Annotated in this window: 10 protein-coding genes and 1 pseudogene; 4 read left to right on the top strand and 7 right to left on the bottom strand. The window is 69.3% G+C overall.

Annotated features, from left to right (window positions below; translation table 11 throughout):
* Position 1: 1 nt before the first annotated feature.
* From I3F58_RS00950 to I3F58_RS00960, 3 genes are all read right to left on the bottom strand, one after another.
* On the bottom strand, positions 2 to 2,200 hold the full coding sequence (locus I3F58_RS00950) for an AIPR family protein (RefSeq protein ID WP_240106177.1): 2,199 nt from the start codon (positions 2,198 to 2,200) through the stop codon (positions 2 to 4).
* A gap of 69 nt (positions 2,201 to 2,269) precedes the next feature.
* Positions 2,270 to 3,847, bottom strand: coding sequence for a serine/threonine-protein kinase (locus I3F58_RS00955; RefSeq protein WP_240106178.1), 1,578 nt, complete (start codon positions 3,845 to 3,847; stop codon positions 2,270 to 2,272).
* Positions 3,848 to 3,974: 127 nt separating this feature from the next.
* A complete protein-coding gene (locus I3F58_RS00960; protein ID WP_240106179.1) occupies positions 3,975 to 4,475 on the bottom strand; it encodes an ATP-binding protein in 501 nt (166 codons plus the stop codon).
* A gap of 110 nt (positions 4,476 to 4,585) precedes the next feature.
* Between I3F58_RS00960 and I3F58_RS00965 the strand changes: the two are divergent.
* The 3 genes and pseudogenes from I3F58_RS00965 to I3F58_RS00975 form a co-directional block, all read left to right on the top strand.
* Positions 4,586 to 5,431: pseudogene (locus I3F58_RS00965) on the top strand (helix-turn-helix domain-containing protein); the annotation flags it as partial.
* 230 nt (positions 5,432 to 5,661) lie between these two features.
* Positions 5,662 to 6,501: an IS5 family transposase gene (locus I3F58_RS00970; RefSeq protein WP_240106180.1), complete on the top strand. Its 840-nt coding sequence runs from the start codon at positions 5,662 to 5,664 to the stop codon at positions 6,499 to 6,501.
* Between the two features lie 76 nt (positions 6,502 to 6,577).
* Positions 6,578 to 6,790 (top strand): DUF397 domain-containing protein, encoded by a 213-nt coding sequence (locus tag I3F58_RS00975; RefSeq protein WP_240106181.1) that lies wholly within the window; start codon positions 6,578 to 6,580, stop codon positions 6,788 to 6,790.
* A gap of 62 nt (positions 6,791 to 6,852) precedes the next feature.
* Here I3F58_RS00975 and I3F58_RS00980 read toward each other — a convergent pair whose 3' ends face one another.
* The 4 genes from I3F58_RS00980 to I3F58_RS00995 all read right to left on the bottom strand — a co-directional run bounded on the left by I3F58_RS00980 (position 6,853) and on the right by I3F58_RS00995 (position 15,591).
* Positions 6,853 to 10,044, bottom strand: coding sequence for a type I restriction endonuclease subunit R (locus I3F58_RS00980; protein WP_240106182.1), 3,192 nt, complete (start codon positions 10,042 to 10,044; stop codon positions 6,853 to 6,855).
* Entirely contained in the window at positions 10,041 to 11,351 is a 1,311-nt protein-coding gene (locus tag I3F58_RS00985; RefSeq protein WP_240106183.1) for a restriction endonuclease subunit S, read from the bottom strand. Before I3F58_RS00985 ends, I3F58_RS00980 begins: the two co-directional genes overlap by 4 nt.
* Positions 11,348 to 13,342, bottom strand: a complete 1,995-nt coding sequence (locus I3F58_RS00990) for a class I SAM-dependent DNA methyltransferase (protein ID WP_240106184.1) — start codon at positions 13,340 to 13,342, stop codon at positions 11,348 to 11,350. The genes I3F58_RS00985 and I3F58_RS00990 overlap by 4 nt, the downstream gene beginning before the upstream one ends.
* Before the next feature lie 89 nt (positions 13,343 to 13,431).
* Positions 13,432 to 15,591, bottom strand: coding sequence for an N-6 DNA methylase (locus tag I3F58_RS00995; RefSeq protein WP_240106185.1), 2,160 nt, complete (start codon positions 15,589 to 15,591; stop codon positions 13,432 to 13,434).
* A gap of 144 nt (positions 15,592 to 15,735) precedes the next feature.
* Here I3F58_RS00995 and I3F58_RS01000 point away from each other — a divergent pair, with 144 nt between their 5' ends.
* Positions 15,736 to 17,427, top strand: coding sequence for a DUF6119 family protein (locus tag I3F58_RS01000; protein WP_240106186.1), 1,692 nt, complete (start codon positions 15,736 to 15,738; stop codon positions 17,425 to 17,427).
* The last annotated feature ends 222 nt before the right edge of the window (positions 17,428 to 17,649 follow it).

A 17,649-nucleotide genomic window follows, 5' to 3' on the forward strand; every position in this document is an offset into this window, starting at 1 on the left:
TCTACTGGTCGGTCGGGTCCGCACCCGGCACGGGTTCGGTGGGGTCGGAGGGTTCGTCCGCTTCGTCGAGCGCGTTCAGGGCGCTCCAGGCGAGGTCGGCCAGGGTCGCCCCGTCCTTCGTGGTCCACCGGGCCGTGCCCTGGTTGGCGACCGGGCGCTCGGCCCAGCCGGCCTGCTCCCACATGTGAGTGATGAGGCCGGAGGGCGAGTAGCGCTGCCCGTCCGCGGCCCACAGGATCGGCTTGGTGCGGTGGTTGACCCAGCTGGCCAGGGCCCGTCGGCCGTCCTTCGCGAGCCAGTCGCTCAGGGCCGCGGCCTCCAGCGGGTACGCCGAGCTGAGGACGAGAGGGGTCCCGTCGACGAGCACGCCCTTGTCCACCAGGACGTGGACGGCGTTGGGCCTGCGGCGCTTCCGCTGAGGGCGGACGCGTCGATACGTGTCCGGTGCCCCGGCGCCCTGAGGTGAGATCATGGCCTTCACCACGTGGTCCGTGAGCTCACGGGTGCGAGCCACGTCCGAGCAGACGGCCCGGATCTGCGAGCGTTCCGTGAACAGCTGGTCGATGGCGCTCGCGGTGACGGGCACGAGCCGCTGGACGAGTTCCTTCGTCTTCTGTGTGGCGTTCTCGGCCCAGGCCAGCCCGACATCGGGCTCGCCCATGGACTCGGTGTCGAGGAGCTTGAACACCATATGGGTGATGAGGTAGACGCCGTGCTCGGTGAGTGCGGCACCGCGCCCCTCGTAGCGGCGGCGGATCTCGAAGAGGCTCCGACGCACCTGGCGCAGCACCTGAACCGCGTTCCACAGGGAGAAGGCACCGGGCCGGGACCGGAACAGGACGTCGTAGATCCCCTGGGTGCCCCGCTCCCAGAGCGGCTCCAGGGAGAGCGCGATCCGGGCCGCGTACTGACTGTCGGCGTGCGCGCAGGCCAGGGCGCACGCGGCCTCGACGACCGAGCAGCCGGTCTCCTCCGGCGGGTCGAGTTCGCTGCGCCTCACGACGTACTCGAGACCGAGCTCGGCCCGCATGTCCTCCATGATCGCGCCCTGGACCGGATCGAGGGCAATGAAGTCGCGTGCACCGACGCTGTTCTGCCGGTTCGTGGCCTTGGTGGTCTCCTTGGCGAAGTCGTTCTCCTCGCCCGTGACGATGATACGCACCGTGATCCGCGCCTCGGCGGCGGCATCGCCCTGGGCCAGGGCCTCGGCCACCGCCCGCACGGTCTGGGCGCCGTTGACCACGCTCGCGTTGTGCAGGGTCAGGGCGAGCGGGCGGTGCTGCGGGGCGCGGGCGGACCGCTCGACCTTCTCGACCCGGTCGCACAGCACAGTGATGCCGTTGTTGTAGTACCAGAAGTGCGCGGGCTCTTCGGTGAGGGTGTGGACGAGGGCGTTGTTGATGACGGTGCGGCCCAGCGGATTGCGGATGTTGAGGCTGAACAGGTCCGCACCGTGTCGGGCCCACTTCCCTACCTGCTCGGCGTCTACGACTCCCTGGTAGGAGTCGTAGAGCGCGTCCGACCCCATGCCGAACCACGGGTACAGCTCCGCCGTGAGCACCACAGGCTCGGGGGCCTGGTCGCTCCGCACGGACGCCCACACCTCGGGGGCGAGGATGATGCGGTTTCGCAGCACCTTCCCGAAGCGGTTGAACTCGTTCTCCCCGTTCTCGACAGCCTGCAGGAAGCCCTGCCCCGGCTGGTCGGGCCGCATCAGGACCACGACCTGGGTGACGGGCACGGGGCCCTTGTCCATGACGGTCTTGGCGTATTCGGCCAGTTGCCGACCGCGCGGGTTGAACGGCGCGAAGTCCTCGTCGTCGATGAGCCGCAGTCCCGCGAGGAGTTCGAGGACGGCCTTCCGGTCGGCCCCGGCCCGCCCCTCGGGGCTCCACTTCGCCTGGACGAGATACACGTGCGGGTCCGGACCCTCGACGACCGCGATGGCGTCGATGCCCTGGTCGGCATGCCCGTCGATCACCGTGGCCGCCGCCTCGGCATGGCTGAAGCCGGTCACGATGCGCACGGCCTGCGCCGTAAGGGCCCGCGACAGCATCCGGTTGTCGTAGGCGTCCCCGGCGTAGCCCTCCAGGTCGTCGACGTTGAGCAGTCCCTTGTAGGTGCTTCTCAACGCGCTGCCCACCTGCCGAACCTGGGTCGCCACATTCGGCAGGCTGTCCGGGCCGTGCGTCGCGCTCATGTTCTTCCCCTCCCGTCGGCTGGGCCGTGTCGCCCGCCAGGTCGATCGTTGCGCCGTTGTCCCGCCGCTTCAGGAACCCTGACCGTCGAGATCGAGCCGGATCAGCGCCAGCGCCTCGGCGATCTCCGCGGTCAGCTCGTCCGCGGGGCCGTAGACGACGTTCAAGTCGTCGTGCAGCGGTTCGAGGACGACCACGGCTTCGGCGGCCCGGCCCTGGGCAAGCAGTAGCATGCCGATGTCACGGCGGAGTTCGACGGCTTCCTCACTGACGTCACTGTCCACGGACCGGACGACCGCCAGCACCGCTTCCAGCGCCGTGAGCGCCTCCGTCACCTGGCCGAGTTCGGCGCGGCAGCGGGCGGCCTGGGCTCGGCAGGCGCGGGCCTGCTCGCTCGTGGGCCCCGCGATGCGCCCGTAGGCGTCGGCGAGCGCCGTGAACTCGGGCAGGGCGGCGCGGTAGTCCCCGCCGAGCAGCCGGATCGCGGCCCGCTGGGTGCGCAGTTCGAGCACCTGCCGGTTCTCGGTGCCGAGGGCGCGGGCGGCCGGTTCGATGACCTCGCTCAGGACCTCCGCGGCCTGGGTGAACCGCTCCTCTTCGAGGAGGGCGTCGGAGTGCGCGTACGCGTCCTTGATGTCCGCCCTGAGTTCGTCCGGGACGGGGACGGGTGCGGGGGCCTGCTCCCCCGAGGGCGTCGGGGCGGCCGCCGGCCGGGGCCGGGAGCGGGGCGCGTACGGGTGGCGGAACAGCGCGGTCGGGTCCGGGGTACCGGCCGGGCCCGTCTCGCCGGGCGACGGGTCCTGGCCGGCCTGCGGGAGGAAGGGCCGCAGCCGCTCGTACACCTCCTGAACGTCGGCGGGCCGCGTCTCCGGGGCCTTGCGGAGCAGGTGCAGGACGAGTTCCTCGAGCGCGGCCGGGACCTCGGGGCGCAGGTGCCGGAGCGGTGTGGGGTCCTCGGTGACGTGCTGGTACATGAGCGCGAGCTCGCTGTCCGCCTGGAACAGCACCCGGCCGGAGAGCAGCTCGTGGAGCACGCAGCCGAGCGCGTACAGGTCCGTCCGCGGGGTGACGCGCCCGCCGCGGACCTGCTCGGGCGCCATGTACTGGGAGGTCCCGATGGGGCTCCCGGTCGCGGTCAGCTTGGTGGCGTCGGTGCGCAGGATGGCCGCGATGCCGAAGTCCAGGACCTTCACGGTCCCGTCGCGGGCGACAAGGACGTTGCCCGGCTTGAGGTCCCGGTGGATCACGGGGACCTCGTGGGCGTGCGACAGCACGGTGGCCACCTGTGCGGCCACCGCCACCGCCCAGCTCACCGGCAGCGGCCGGGCCGGGTCCACGTAGGCGGACAGCGGGACGCCCTCGACCAGCTCCATGACGAGGAACAGGTGCTCGTGGGAGTCGTCCAGGACGGCGTCGTAGACCTGCGGCACACCGGGGTGCTGGATACGGGCCGTGATCCTGGCCTCGCGCCGGAACCGCTTGGCGAGCTCGTCCGCCAGCTGCGGTGAGGTGACGGCCTGCGCCCGGATGAGCTTCACCGCCACGGGCCGGTCAAGCACGGAGTCGTAGCCGCGCCAGACGTCGCCCATGCCGCCGTGGCTGAGCTCCTCCAGGAGTTCGTAACGTCTGTCGATGATCCGCTGCGGCACCGTGCCCCTGCCCCGTGGTGTTGCTGTCGCCGACGTGGTACCCCGAGGTGGTGTCGGCCGGCCCGACATGTCGGAGCCAGTGTGGTGGGGGTGGCGATCTTCCGTCCAGGGAGGCGTACGAGGTCTGTCAGATCTGGCCGAGAACCGTCTGTGTGTCGTGGTTTCGCCTGTCGTACTCGGCCCACACGATCTTGCCGGGCGCCCCGCAGGGCCGTGGGCCCCAGCCCCACCGGTCGGCGAGGGCGGCGACGAGGAGCAGACCGCGCCCGTCGGTACGCTCGGCGCCGGGCAGCTGCTGCGCGGGTTCCGGCAGCCGCTCGCCCCGGGTGTCGGCCACCTCGATCCGCACGGTGGTGAGGGGCTGTACGGGGACGGTGAGCCGTACGTGGAAGTCCCGGCCCGGGAGCCGGCCGTGGTGGACGGCGTTCGCGCCGAGCTCGGCCACGAGGAGTGCGATCACGTCGTGCGCATCGGAGCCGTACAGGATGCCCCAGGCGTGCAGCCGTTCCGCACACAGCCGGCGGGCGAGACGGGCGCCGCGGGGCGTGGCGGTGAAGCGCATGGCGAAGTGACGGGTGGGCATGGCGGGTTGGGTGGCGTGAGTGGTGCCGGTGGGGTTGTTCGTCATGGCTCCACGGTGGGCCGTGGTGGCGTAGCGTGACCATGGGTGACGCGCCGTCGCGTTCCGCTTGTACGCGGGCGGGCGGCGCGGTGTACGCGCGCGGAAGGGTGGCGGCGGTGCGGGACGATGACGCGACAGCCGGACGGGAGCCGGTGGAGCCTGAGGAGCGGCTCGGGTCGGCGGGTCCGGTGGGGCAGCGGCCGGAGGACGAGCCGGGGCAGGGAGTGGTCACGGCCTTCGGGCGGCAGCTGAAGCTCCTTCGGCTGCGGGCCGGGCTGGAGCGGCCGGAGTTCGGGAAGCTGGTGGGGTACGCGGCCCAGTCGGTCGCGTCGTTCGAGCAGGGCCGACGCATCCCGCCGCCCAGGTTCATCGACCGGGCGGACGAGGTGCTGGACGCGGGTGGGGTGCTCAAGGCGCTGAAGGAGGAGGTGGCGCGGGCCCAGTATCCGGCCTTCTTCCGGGACATGGCGCGACTGGAGTCGGAGGCAGTGGAGTTGTGCGCCTACGACACCCTGGTGGTCAACGGACTGTTGCAGGCGGAGGAGTACACGCGGGCCGTACTGGCCATGCGACGGCCCCTGCTGGACGAGGAGACCATCGAAACGCGGGTGGCGGCGCGGCTGGCCCGCCAGGAGATCTTCAACCGGTGGCCGGCTCCCTTGCTGAGCTTCGTCATGGAGGAGTCGGTTCTGCGCCGCCCCCTGGGTGGCAAGGCGGCCCTGCGCGGCCAGTTGGAACACCTGCTACTCATCGGCGAGAAGCGCAACGTAGAGATCCAGGTCATGCCACTCGACCGCGAGGACAACGCCGGTGTGGACGGCCCCTTCACCGTCATCACCCGCAAAGGCGGGCAGCAACTCGTGTACATGGAAGTCCAGGCACGGAGCAACCTGCTGACGGACCGGGAGGAGGCTCGGCTCGCCGCCGCCCGCTATGGCATCATTCGGAGCCAGGCTCTCACTGGGTGTTTCGTCTCTGAAATCGCCGTTTCAAGCCGGTTCGCGGGGTGTGTGATCGGCTCTGCTGCGGTGACTCCGGAAGCTGTGGTGGCAGGAGTGTCGCTGGCGCGCGAATGTCCGCCGGAACTGTGCACTTCGTTCTGTCTCATTCCAAAAGGCCAGGCCGGAGAGCATCTGTCTGCCTACTCCCGCGGACCCTGGCCAGAGCGGCGATCCCGCGGTATGCCGCCGTTATGACGGATCGTCGACGATATCCGAGCGACCTGTCCGACGCCCGCTGGGCCTTGGTGGAACCAACCCTGACAGCCTGGCGCCAGGCCCGGACCGCACGCGCACTCGCCTTCGGCCGGCCGCCCGAGCACGACCTGCGAGACCTCCTCGACGCGATCCTCTACGTCGACCGCACGGGCATCCCCTGGCGCTACCTCCCGCACGACTACCCGCCCCACCAAACGGTCTACGCCCACTTCGCCCGATGGCAACGCGACGGCGTGTTCGAGCAGCTCAACGGGCTCCTGCGCCGCCTGGTCCGCGCCAGCGAGGGCCGCGATCCGGAGCCGACGGCCTGCATCATCGACTCCCAGAGCGTCAAGACCTCCACCAACGCCCCTGCAGCCACCCAGGGCGTGGACGTCGGGAATAAGATCGCCGGCCGGAAGCGGAACATCGACACCGACACGATCGGACTCCTGCTGACCGTCCTGGTCACCGCCGCCAGCGTCCAGGACAGCACCGCAGGCCAGCACCTGCTGACCGCGGTCGCCGCCGACCACCCCACCGTACGCAAGACCTGGGCCGACATGGGCTACAAGACCGCCGTCATCGAACACGGCGCGACCCTCGGCATCGACGTCGAGATCGTCCGCCGCGACCCCACGACCAGGGGATTCGTGGTCCAGCCCCGCCGCTGGGTCGTCGAGCGAACCTTCGGCTGGCTCATGAACCACCGCCGCCTCGCCCGCGACTACGAAGCCCTCCCAGCCCGCTCCGAAGCCATGATCCACGTCGCAATGATCAACCTCATGACCCGCCGACTGACCAACGAAACCACCCCGACCTGGCGCGGAACATGATCCACAAATCAGGGATGAAACACCCAGTCAGTCCCCGAGAGACCATGGGATTCATCGAGAAGTTGCTGGGAGAACTATGAGCACCGCAGTTACCGCACCTGTGCAGCCGGTACTCGCTTGGTTCAAGAGCAGCTACAGCGGCGCTGAGGGTGGTCAGTGCGTGGAGGTGGCCGCCGCCTCCGGCACCGTGCACATCCGGGACTCCAAGCGGCTCGGCGGGCCCGTGCTGAGCGTGAGCCCCCGTGCGTGGACAGGGCTCGTGGAGCTGGCGGCAGACCTCACGGTCTGAGTGCTGGCGGGGCCTCGTACACCGGTGAGGTGTACGAGGCCTCTTCTCACGCACCGAGAGGGCTACGCGGCGTCGTCCACGCCCTCCTCGCGGCGGATCATCCGCCACGCGGCGCGGCGGGCGCTGCGGTCGAGGCTGGACTTGAAGTTCCGGTCCGCGCCGAAGTACTGGCGGCCGAGCCCGGCGATGGAGTCGACGTGGTCGGCCATCTTGTCCGCGAAGACCTTGTCGAAGACCTTGCCGAAGTTGTCCTCGTCGTTGACGACGGCCGCCGCCCGGACCTTGGCGTCGGCCTTGGCCTCCTCGAAGGGCCGGATGACGTCCTGTTCGGTGAAGTCCGTGCCGAACTTGGCGTTGAACTTCTCGATCAGCTCGGACAGAAGCGACTTCTCGGCCTCCTTGGCGCCGCCCGGCCCCTCGCCGAAGCCGGGCATCGTCGCGGGCCCTTCCGGGCTGAGGGAGACGTCATGCTCGCCGGTCTTCTGCACGCGCAGGTGGCTGAGGTCGACCTCGCCGATGTCTACGCCGCCGTCCGCGCGCCCGCGCAGCCGGGTGAGGAGGTAGCGGCCGTAGAGGTGGAGGCGCTCCAGGTCGGGGTCGTGGTAGGGCACGATCTGGGCGAGGAAACCGTACTTGCGCACGTAGTCGTGGAGGTCGGCGCGGAAGTCCTCGGCCGTCCTGACGTCGTCCTCGTCCTCGTCGTTGTCGCGCAGGGCCTCGTAGCGGGTGACGGCCGGGGAGAGCCGGCGGTACAGCTCGGCGTGCAGCTTCTCCCACTTGGCGGGGGATCCGGCGGCCTTCTCCTTCGCCTCGAACCAGGCGGCGGCGAACTCGTCCATCTCCGTCTCGGAGATGATCGGCGCGGACATGACCCGGCTCTGGGCGGTGTAGAGGAGGTTGGGATCCGAGGGGAGGGTGTTGGCCTCCTCGAAGTACGGGCGGAACGCCTCCTTGATGTCCTCGGCCTCGTTGGTGAAGTCGAGGACGGCGAGGTCGGCCTGTGTCTTGCGTTCGGCGGTGCGGTTCAGCCGGGAGAGGGTCTGGACGGCGGCGATACCAGTCAGCGTCTTGTTGACGTACATGGTCGTCAACAGGGGCTGGTCGAAGCCGGTCTGGTACTTCTCGGCGACGATCAGGATCCGGTACTCCTGCTTCCCCTTCGCCCCGGCCTTCACCGCCTTGTCGTCGGCGCGGGTGTAGCCGAAGGCCTTGGGCAGGGCGGACTCGGACAGTCCCCCGTTCTCCTTGGGCTCGGTGGTCTCCTCACCGTCGATGGTGAGGGAGCCGGAGAAGGCGACCAGGACGCCCATCTCCGGGTACTTGGCGTCGTACTGGCGGTCCTTGATGTAGCTCCTGATGGCGCGGGCCATCTGGACGGCGGAGTGCCGGGAGGCCGTCACGACCATGGACTTGGCGCGCCCGCCGAGCCGGCCCCGGGTGTGGGCCACGAAGTGCTCGACGATCACCTGGGCGTGCTGGGAGACGGTCGAGTCGTGGGTGAGGACGTACCGGGCGAGCAGGGAGTTCGCCTTGGCGGGGTCCACCTCGCGCTCGTCCGTGTTCTGGTTCACCAGCTTCCAGTACGTGTTGTACGTGACGTAGTTGCGCAGCGGGTCGAGGATGAAGCCTTCCTCAATGGCCTGGCGCATGGAGTACGTGTGGAAGGGGCGGTAGGCGGCCTTGCCGTCGACCTGGTCCGGGGTACCGAAGAGTTCGAGGGTCTTCGACTTCGGGGTGGCGGTGAAGGCGAAGTAGGAGAGGTTGGCGGCCCGGGACCGCTCCAGCGCCTTCTTCTTGAGCTTGTCGGTGACGGTGACGCTGGTCGCGCCGGCGTCCTCGGAGTCCGAGTCGAGGCCGAGCTCGCGCAGGGCGGCGCGGACGGAGGTCGCCGCGTCACCGGACTGGGAGGAGTGGGCCTCGTCGATGACGATGGCGAAGGTGGTGCCCTTGATCTCGGTCGGGTTGCGCTGGAGGTAGTCGAGCAGCGCGGGGAACGAGTGCAGCGTGACGGTGACGATCTTGCCGGTGTCGCGGGAGAGGGCGCGGGCGAGCTGCTCGCTCTTGGCACCCTGCTTCTCGTCGATCTTGACGACCAGGCCGTCGGTCTGGGAGAAGCTGCCGACCGTCTCGCGGAGCTGGGCGTCCAGGTTGCGGCGGTCGGTGATGACGATGACCTTGTCGAAGACGGGCGCCCCGGGCTTGATGAACCCCGCGGCCAGGGCCTCGGTGTTCAGCGTACGGGGGTCGTTGTCCGCGTGCAGGTCGGAGAGGCGGTGGACAAGCCAGCCGATGGTGTTGGACTTGCCGGAGCCGGCCGAGGCCATGATCAGGTAGTTCTGACCGGCGCCGTGGGTGGCGGCGTGGGCGGTGAGCTTCTTGACCGCGTCCCACTGGTGGAAGCGCGGGAAGATCGTGGTCCGGGTGGTGCCGCCGCCGGGCGTCTTGGACTTCTGCTGGTGCGCGAACCGCTGGAGTAGGTCCAGCCAGTTGTCCCGCTCCCAGACCTGCTCCCAGAGGTAGGAGGTGGCGTACTGGCCGTACACCGTGGGGGCGGGGTTGCCGGCGCCACCGGGGCGGCCAGGACCCTCGGAGCCGGTGTTGAAGGGCAGGAAGCGGGTGTTCTTGCCCTTGAGCTGGGTGGCGACGAAGACCAGGTCGGGGTCTATGGCGAAGTTCGCGATGACCCGGCGGGTGAAAATCAGCTCGGTGGGGTCGCGGTCGGTGCGGTACTGGGCCATGGCACGCTCGACACCCTGGCCGGTAAGCGGGTTCTTCAGCTCGGCGGTGGCGACGGGAATGCCGTTCAGGAACAGGGTCAGGTCGAGACGGTTGTTCCAGTCGAGCTGCTTGGTGGCGTAGGGCAGCTCGCGGACGACGGTGAGGCGGTTGGCGCGGTAGCCGTCGAGGACGGAGGCGTCGGCGACCAGGTTTGGCTTGAAGTAGGCCACGCGGACGAGTACGCCGCGGTCCTTGACGCCGTTACGGAGGACGTGGAGGAGTCCGTCATGGGCGATGGCCTGATCGAGGCGGCGCGCGAAGCCGCGTTCGGCGTCCTTGGTGTCGCCGTAGACGGTGCGGAGCTCGTGCCACTCCTCGGCCTGAGTCCTGCGGATGAACTCGAAGAGTTCGCCCGTGTCCAGGCCGAGGTCGGGCTGATAGCCGGCGGGGCTCGCTTCGCGCCAGCCGCGCGCGGTCATGGCGGCGACTATGGCTTCGCCGAAGGCGGACTCGCTGTGGACGGGGCCGGGGCTCATACGGTGATTCCCTCCGTGACGTTGCGTCCGCTGGCGGTGGATACGTCGAACTGGCCGGTTACGGCAGCAGTGATGAGGGCTTGGCGGCGCTCATTCAGAAGGTCAATCTGGCGCCGCACCTTGTCTACAAGGACATCAATCCGCGCGTTCTGCCAACGAATGGATTCGACGATTCGCCCCTGCTCATCCAGCGGGGGCAGCGGAATGCGCAGCATCTGAAGGTCAGGGACATAGATCGTTTTGTGCGTGGACCCCATGGCGAGTCGCCCGAGCAAGTCAGGACGCATGGCACGGAGACACCAAAGAAGGTAGTACGGGTTGAGGCGCGGGCCACATGTCCAGGTAACAAAATCCTGGCTCGTGGCCATGTCTTCCCCCATCACTCCGGCGTAGCCAGCCGAGGCCGTCCGGCAGAGAAACACGGTGCCCCTCCGATGCAACTCTGCCGCAGAGTTGGCAAGCCCGAGCTCACTGATCTTCTCACGTGTCTCGTACAGGTCCTCAATACGATCGTCCCGGACCTGCTTCACCTCACCAGTTGTGATCCAGGGGATCGCACAATCCACCCACCACTCGGGGTGAGACCGGCTCGGTGTGTGGCCACTGCCCATCTGGGCCAGGAGACCGACTCTCACCTCTTGCCACGAGTCGGGGACCGTCTCCAACCAGGCCAACGTGGACTTACGACGGTCGACATGCTCTCCGCCCGCTACAGCTGACACCACCCCGGCGGCTCGGCGTTCCGCCAGACGGTCGAGAACCCGTCTTTCTGCAGTCGCCAAAGCATCCATGCGAGCGATCTCAATGTCGAGAAAGTCGGCGATGCAGCGCTGCCCCTCCAACGGGGGCAGCATTACACGTTCAGTCAGGACATCGGTCGACGACAAATGCTTCACGGTGGTCGCGAAGGTCAGATCATTAATGATCTTAAGTGACGAAGGCAGTGCATACGCGATGAAACGCATGTCTACGTCTGCCCGCGGTCGAAGCAAGCAGAGTCGCTGATTGAGGGCGGCCTCACCACGGTCCCAGACTACGAGATTAAAGTCGCCGTCCATTCCGATCACCACGTCTCCGTCCCGGAGAAGGGCGGACTGGGGCACGTTGCCGGTCACATAGGTCTCAAAGGAATGGTCCGCAAGATCGCGAATACGGACCAGAGGAATATCACCGGTCGGACCGAAACTCTCCGATGGGAACGGGTAGCCGTTGCTCAGAGTGACGAGGTCACCAACTCGACGAATCTGCCAGTCAGGTGGAAGGGCCTCTCTACCTGACCCAGAACGCACGTCCCATGCGAGGCTCATTCCGTCACCTCCCCCAACAGCACCTGAATCTCCGCCTCCAGTTCCTTCAGCTCCGCGTCGATCTCCGCCAGTGGCCTCGGCGGTTCGTACACGTAGAAGTGCCGCGTGAACGGGATCTCGTAGCCGATCTTCGTCTTCGCGTGGTCGATCCACGCGTCCGGGACGTGCGGGTGAACCTCGCGCTTCAGGTACTCCTCGACGTCCTCGCCCAGCGGGACGTTCTCGTAGTCGCGTAGCTCCGTGTCCGGCTCCGGCTCGCCCTTGACCTTCTGGACCTCTCCCTCGGGGTCGCGGACGCCCACCGCCTCCCGCAGCGCCTTCGCGAACGGGGCGCCCGTCGGCCACAGCAGGCCGGCCGCGACCACGGCGTCCTTCAGGGCCACCAGTGCGTCGGACTTCGTCGACCACGTCGAGCCCAGCAGCGTACGCACCGCGGCCACGAACGCTTCCGCGTCCGCCAGCTTCTGGACCGGCTTCGCCGCCGCCAGGGCCGTCAAGGTCTCCTCCGTGACCTCGAAGCGCAGCTTCAGCGGGCGTTCGACCGTGATGCGCTGGTAGCCGAAGGCCGTGTTGTCGAAGACCTTGACTTTGGCGTGGAGCGCGTGGTCCGGGTCGGCCGCGGCCTGGACGGCCTCCCCGTACAGGCGGGTCACGTCCGCGATGTGCTGCTTGCCCAGCTCCTTGCGCTTGTCGCCGAGCGACTTGCGCATCTTCTGGAACTGGTCGCGCGCGTCCAGCAGGACGACCTTGCCCTTGTGGTCCGGCGCCTTGCGGTTGGTGAGGATCCAGAAGTACGTAGAGATGCCGGTGTTGTAGAAGAGCTGGTCCGGGAGGGCGACGATCGCCTCCAGCCAGTCGTTCTCCAGGATCCAGCGGCGGATCTCGGACTCGCCCGAGCCTGCCGCGCCGGTGAAGAGCGGGGAGCCGTTGAAGACGATGGCGAGGCGGGAGCCGCCACCGCCCTTGGCGTCGACCGGCTTCATCATCGAGATCATGTGCTGGAGGAAGAGGAGTGAGCCGTCGTTGATGCGCGGCAGGCCCGCGGCGAATCGGCCGGCCTCGCCCAGGTGCTTGTGCTCGTACTCGACCTCGTCCTTGACCTTCTTCCACTCCACGCCGAAGGGCGGGTTGGCCAGGAGGTAGTCGAACTTCTCGCGGCCCTGCCCCGGGTCGCTCAGCGAGTTGCCGGAGGCGATGTGCTCCGGGTCCTGGCCCTTGATCATCAGGTCGGACCGGCAGATGGCCCAGGACTCGGGGTTGAGCTCCTGGCCGTAGACCTCCACCGTGGCGTCCGGGTTCAGGGACCTGATGTGCTCCTCGGCGGCCGACAGCATGCCGCCGGTGCCGCACGCCGGGTCCATGACCGTGCGGACCGCACCCGGCACCGTCAGGGCGTCGCCGTCGGGCGCGATCAGCAGGTTGACCATCAGCTTGATGACCTCGCGGGGGGTGAAGTGCTCACCCGCCGTCTCGTTGGACTGCTCCGCGAAGCGACGGATCAGCTCCTCGAAGATGTAGCCCATGTTGTGGTTGGGCACGGTCTCCGGGTGCAGATCCAGATCGGTGAACCTGCCGATGACCTGGTAGAGGAGGTCGGCCCCGTCGAGCCGCTTGATCTGCTGGGCGAAGTCGTACTTGTCGAGGACCTCACGGGCGTTGTCCGAGAAGGCGGCCACATAGATCTGGAGGTTCTTCGCCGCGCTCTGCGGGTCCGCGGCGATCTTCTTCAGGGTCAGGTCGCTCTTGTTGTAGAAGGAGTGGCCGGAGGCCTTGCGCAGCCAGTAGTCCGGGTCGATGTCCTCCTGGTCCTTGTACTGGGCGACGGTCTCGGTGACCTTCTCCCGCGTCGGCTCCAGGACGCACTCCAGCCGGCGCAGCACCGTGAACGGCAAAATGACCTTGCCGTAGTCGGACTGCTTGTAGTCGCCGCGCAGAAGGTCGGCGACGGACCAGGCGTGGTTCGCCAGTTCCGTGTGCTTACTGCTGTTCAAGGGGTTCCCCGGTTTCCTTCCGGACCGTCCCGCCCAACCGGAGCGGGTGCGGACAAGTGTGGTGGATGGTCGCGAAGTTCAGGTGTGGTTCAGGCCGGGCCGGTATCCGCCGGCGTCTCGGCCGTGGCCGGGAGCAGCGCGCCGCCCGTGAGCCCGTCCGTGAGAAGGGCTGCCGCGTCCTCCGCGAGGCGCGCGGCCCGTCGTGCCCGCGCGCGCAGGTCGTGGACGTGCCGGAACGCCTCGCCGTAGCGGCGCTGCTCCTCCAGTGGGAGCAGGGGGACCCGGAGCCTGCCCGGGGCGACGTGCAGGACGGTGCTGCCGGTGGAGGCCCCGGCGACGTTCTCCGCCGAGCCGACGAATCCGGCCAGGAACCAGGAGTCCAGGCGGGCCGGGTCGGGGCGCAGAAGATGGACCTGGGGGCCGAGGAGGGCGCCCGCGTCCGCTTCGTCGGCCACCCGGGCCATCGGCCCGGTACCGCCGGCGACCGCCCGTACGAGGACGTCTCCGGCGGCGATCACGGGCGCGGTCGCGGTCGCGGAGCCCAGCTCCGCCGGATCACCGGTCGGGCCCGTCCCCCGGGCGATGTCGGCTCCGGTGAGGACCGGTGCGGCGGGGTCCGCCCCTTCCGGCTCCGGAGCCTTGGTGTCCGGCACGGTACGGAGCAGGGTCAGTGCCCCGCCCCGGGCGAGGTCGGAGGCGGTGGCCGTACGCCAGTCCCGGGCCGAGCGGCCGGGTGCCGTCCAGCCGGTGAGGTCAGCCGTGTCGAGGAGGGCGCGGGCGGCCTCGGTCAGCTCACGGCGGCCCGTCTCCGTACGGACGGACAGCTCGACGGGGTCGACGTCCGTGCGCGAGATGCGGACCAGGCGGGCCGGGGTGAGGTCGACGTGGTCGTCGAGGAGGTCGAGGACCGGCACCGCGCGTGCGGTGCCGGGCTCGGTCTCGAACCGGTCCGGGTCGGCGGTGAAGGCCTCCCAGTGGGCGAGGGTCCGGGCAGTCAGTCCGGCCCAGTCGATCGGGGCCCGGGAGGAACTCGTGCGCGGCCCGCCCGTGGCCCGCTCCCCGGTGTCAGGCGAGGGTGCGCCGGCCGTGTCGACGAACAGCACCGACTTCCGCTCCGGACCGCCCGGCTCGGGCCGGGACAGGACCCACAGGTGCAGGCCCACGTGCAGGGGCGGCGCGGCGCCGGCCGGGAGGGCCAGCACGGCCCGCACGGCGCCGCTGCGCACCAGCTCGGCCCGGACCCGGCGCCCGGAGGCGCGGGAGGCGGTGGCGGGCGGCAGGATCAGCACGGCCCGGCCGCCGGGTACGAGGTGGGCGAGGCAGTGCTGCACCCAGGCGAGCTCGGACTCGGGACGGCCCGGCACGCCGTACGCCCAGCGCGGGTCGTAGGCGAGCTCGTCGTGGCCCCACTCGCGGTCACCGTACGGCGGGTTGCACACCACCGCGTCGGCCGTCAGGCCGTCGAAGGCGTCCGCGCGCAGGCTGTCGCCGATGCGCACGGTGACCTCGGCGCGTGGTGCGGCGAGGCTCAGTCCCGCTGCGGCGCGCTGCGCCTGCACGGGTACGGAGTCCTGGCCGAGGAGTTCGGTGGCACCTCGCTCGGCGGCGGCCGCCAGGAGCGTGGCGCTGCCGCAGGCCGGATCCAGGACGCGCGCGACGCCGGCCGGGAGCAGCGCCGCGACCAGTTGTGCCAAGCGCTCCGGAGTCCCGTACACGCCGGTCGCGGCAGCGTCTTCGAGCTCCCTTTCCGCGAGCACCGTGAGCGCGGCGGGACCTCCCGCCTCGCGCACGCAGCGCAGGAGGGCGCGCAGCGTGGGACTGTCGGGCGCGGAGAAGAGAGGGCCTGCGGGCGTCGGGCCGGGGAGCGAGGCAAGGAGTCCGGCCGCCTCCTCGGAGGCGCGAGCGGCGAGCTCGGCGTCCGTGAGCTCGGCGAGCGCCGCCGTCTCGTCCGGGGCACGGCGGGCGAGCGCGAGGACGAAGCCGATGCGGCCGGTCGTCCTGCCCGGGTCGGACGGCTGGAGGCGGACCGCGGTGCGGAGTTCCTCCCGGGCGTCGGCGACGTGTGTGTGACCGCGTGAGCCGAGCCATGTCCGGACCGCTCCGAGGTCGTAGAGCGGACTGGTGTCGGTGCCGCCGGTCGGAGTGGGGAAGTCGTCGTGCCGCCTGCGCCAGTTGCTGACGGTGGCCCGGGTGACACCGGCGATGCGGGAGATCTCCGCGGCTGTCACATGGGCTGTTGTCTCGGGCATGGCCGGGCGACACCTCTCCTCGGAATGGACAGCTCACAGACTACACCACAACCCATCAGATAATTTCTGTTTGACAGCGCTTTCATGGCTACGTCTACTGAGTGTCGTTAGCGGCGCCCTTCACCTCATCGCCTGGGAGTCCACATGTCGCTCGGTCCGACCACCGACCACAGCACCGCCACCGCCACCGCCACCAAGACCCGGCGCAGCACCCTCTACCTCCTCCGGGACACCGGCACGTCCCCCGAGGAGCTGCGCTCCGCCCTCAATCCCAAGTACGAGCGCGATCACTCCTTCGTCGTGGAGGACGTGATGATCGAGGACACCCCGGCACTCCTCTGCCACGGTGTGATCGGCCGCCATCGGCCGCCCGACTGGACCTCGTCCGTGCACACCCTCACCGGGCGGAAGCCGCCCGCGGAGAACCACACGTCGGCGTGCGTACTGCTGCTCCCCGTCGCCGACGACGTCTTCGCCCTCACCTTCGGCATGGGACACCTCTTGCTCGATCAGAGCAGGATCTCGCCCGGTTTCGGCTTCGACTTCGTGCTGCGCGCGGCACAGCCCGACGCCATCCGCCAGGTCACGCACAGCCTGATGGACGCCCGAGGCCGCACGGACCGGAGCTCGGCCGCCCTGGGGCAACACATCCGCGCGTTCGCCATCGAGGAGTACGGAGAGGTGGTGAGCCGGCTGGTCGGGACCCTGGGCGCGACCGAGCTCACGATCAGCAAGCACAGTCGGCGAACCGCTCAGGTGGCCGGCACAGACGCCCTGAAGATCCACCTCGGCGCCCAGCCCGAAGACCTCGTCCAGGACCTCGCACACATCCAGGAGATCCTTGACCGCCGGTCTCCCGCCCCGGAGTTCGAGGCCATCGCCCGCGTACGGCCGCTCAAGAGCGGCGACCCGCGACGCAGCGTCCTGCAGGCCCGCCTCGATGTCCTGCTGGGCGCCCCGGCGGACACCGGGTCAATGGCCGTTGCCGTCCCCGCGGCCTGCCTCGACCAGGAGGACGCCGCACTCTCCTACCGGGTGAAGATCGGGTCCGTCCGCCGTCTCGTCCCTTCTCCGACGATCGAAGACATCCGGGAACTGCTCGACGACGTTCCGCCGGGCAGGCGGCTGGAGGCCCTGTCTGCGGGCTACGTACAGATGCACCGGGACGAGGAGGGTACCGATCCGGTGAGCGCTCAGGTGCGGGCCCACAAGTGGATCACCGCGGAGATCCCGCTCGACACGAGCCGCTACTTCCACCACGAGGGACGCTGGTTCGAGATCGGAGACCACTATCTGGAAGGTGTCCGGGCCGAGGTCGACACCTTGCTCGCCGCACCGGCCAGCTGTCCGTTGCCTCCCTGGAGAACCGACCACGGGACAGAGGAGGCGTACAACCTGGAGGCAGCAGAGAGCGGCTACCTCTGCCTGGACCGTCAGTTGATCCGGACCGCCCAGCATCCGCACGGCTTCGAGGCCGCAGACCTGCTCGCCGAGGACGGAACCCTCGTCCACGTGAAGAGGGCGGCCTCCTCAGCACCGCTGAGCCACCTCTTCGCACAGGGGAGAGTCTCTGCCGAGGCCCTGCGTTTCGACGCAGAGGCACGCGCCGAGTTCGTCCGACGCGTACGGGAGCAGCACCCGGGGCATCCCATCAGCCAGGACTTCACCCCGAGGAAGGTCGTCTACGCCGTCTCGCTCAAGAGCGGCAAGACCCTGACTACACGCAACCTGTTCACATTCGCCCAGGTGTCCCTGCTGCAAGCGGTTCGCGCGCTGCGCACGCAGGGCATCGACGTCGCGGTGGTCGACATTCCGTCCCCCGGCACGAGCACCTGAGGCATCGCCCACCGGTTCCCCGACCCTGGAAAGTTGCCTCATGCCCCAGCCCGTCACCGTGGACCTGCCGAAGGCCACCCACACAATCTCTCTGGACAAGCACGACGTGACGTCGGGGCTGATCAGCGTCAATCTCAACCGGACCTCGCCGCAGACCGCCGCTCAGCGGGCGGCCGACGTTCCGAAGGTTCTGGTCACCGAGACATCCCGACCGCCCGAGCC

This window comes from Streptomyces sp. MUM 203J (genome assembly GCF_022414595.1).
Classification (GTDB): domain Bacteria; phylum Actinomycetota; class Actinomycetes; order Streptomycetales; family Streptomycetaceae; genus Streptomyces.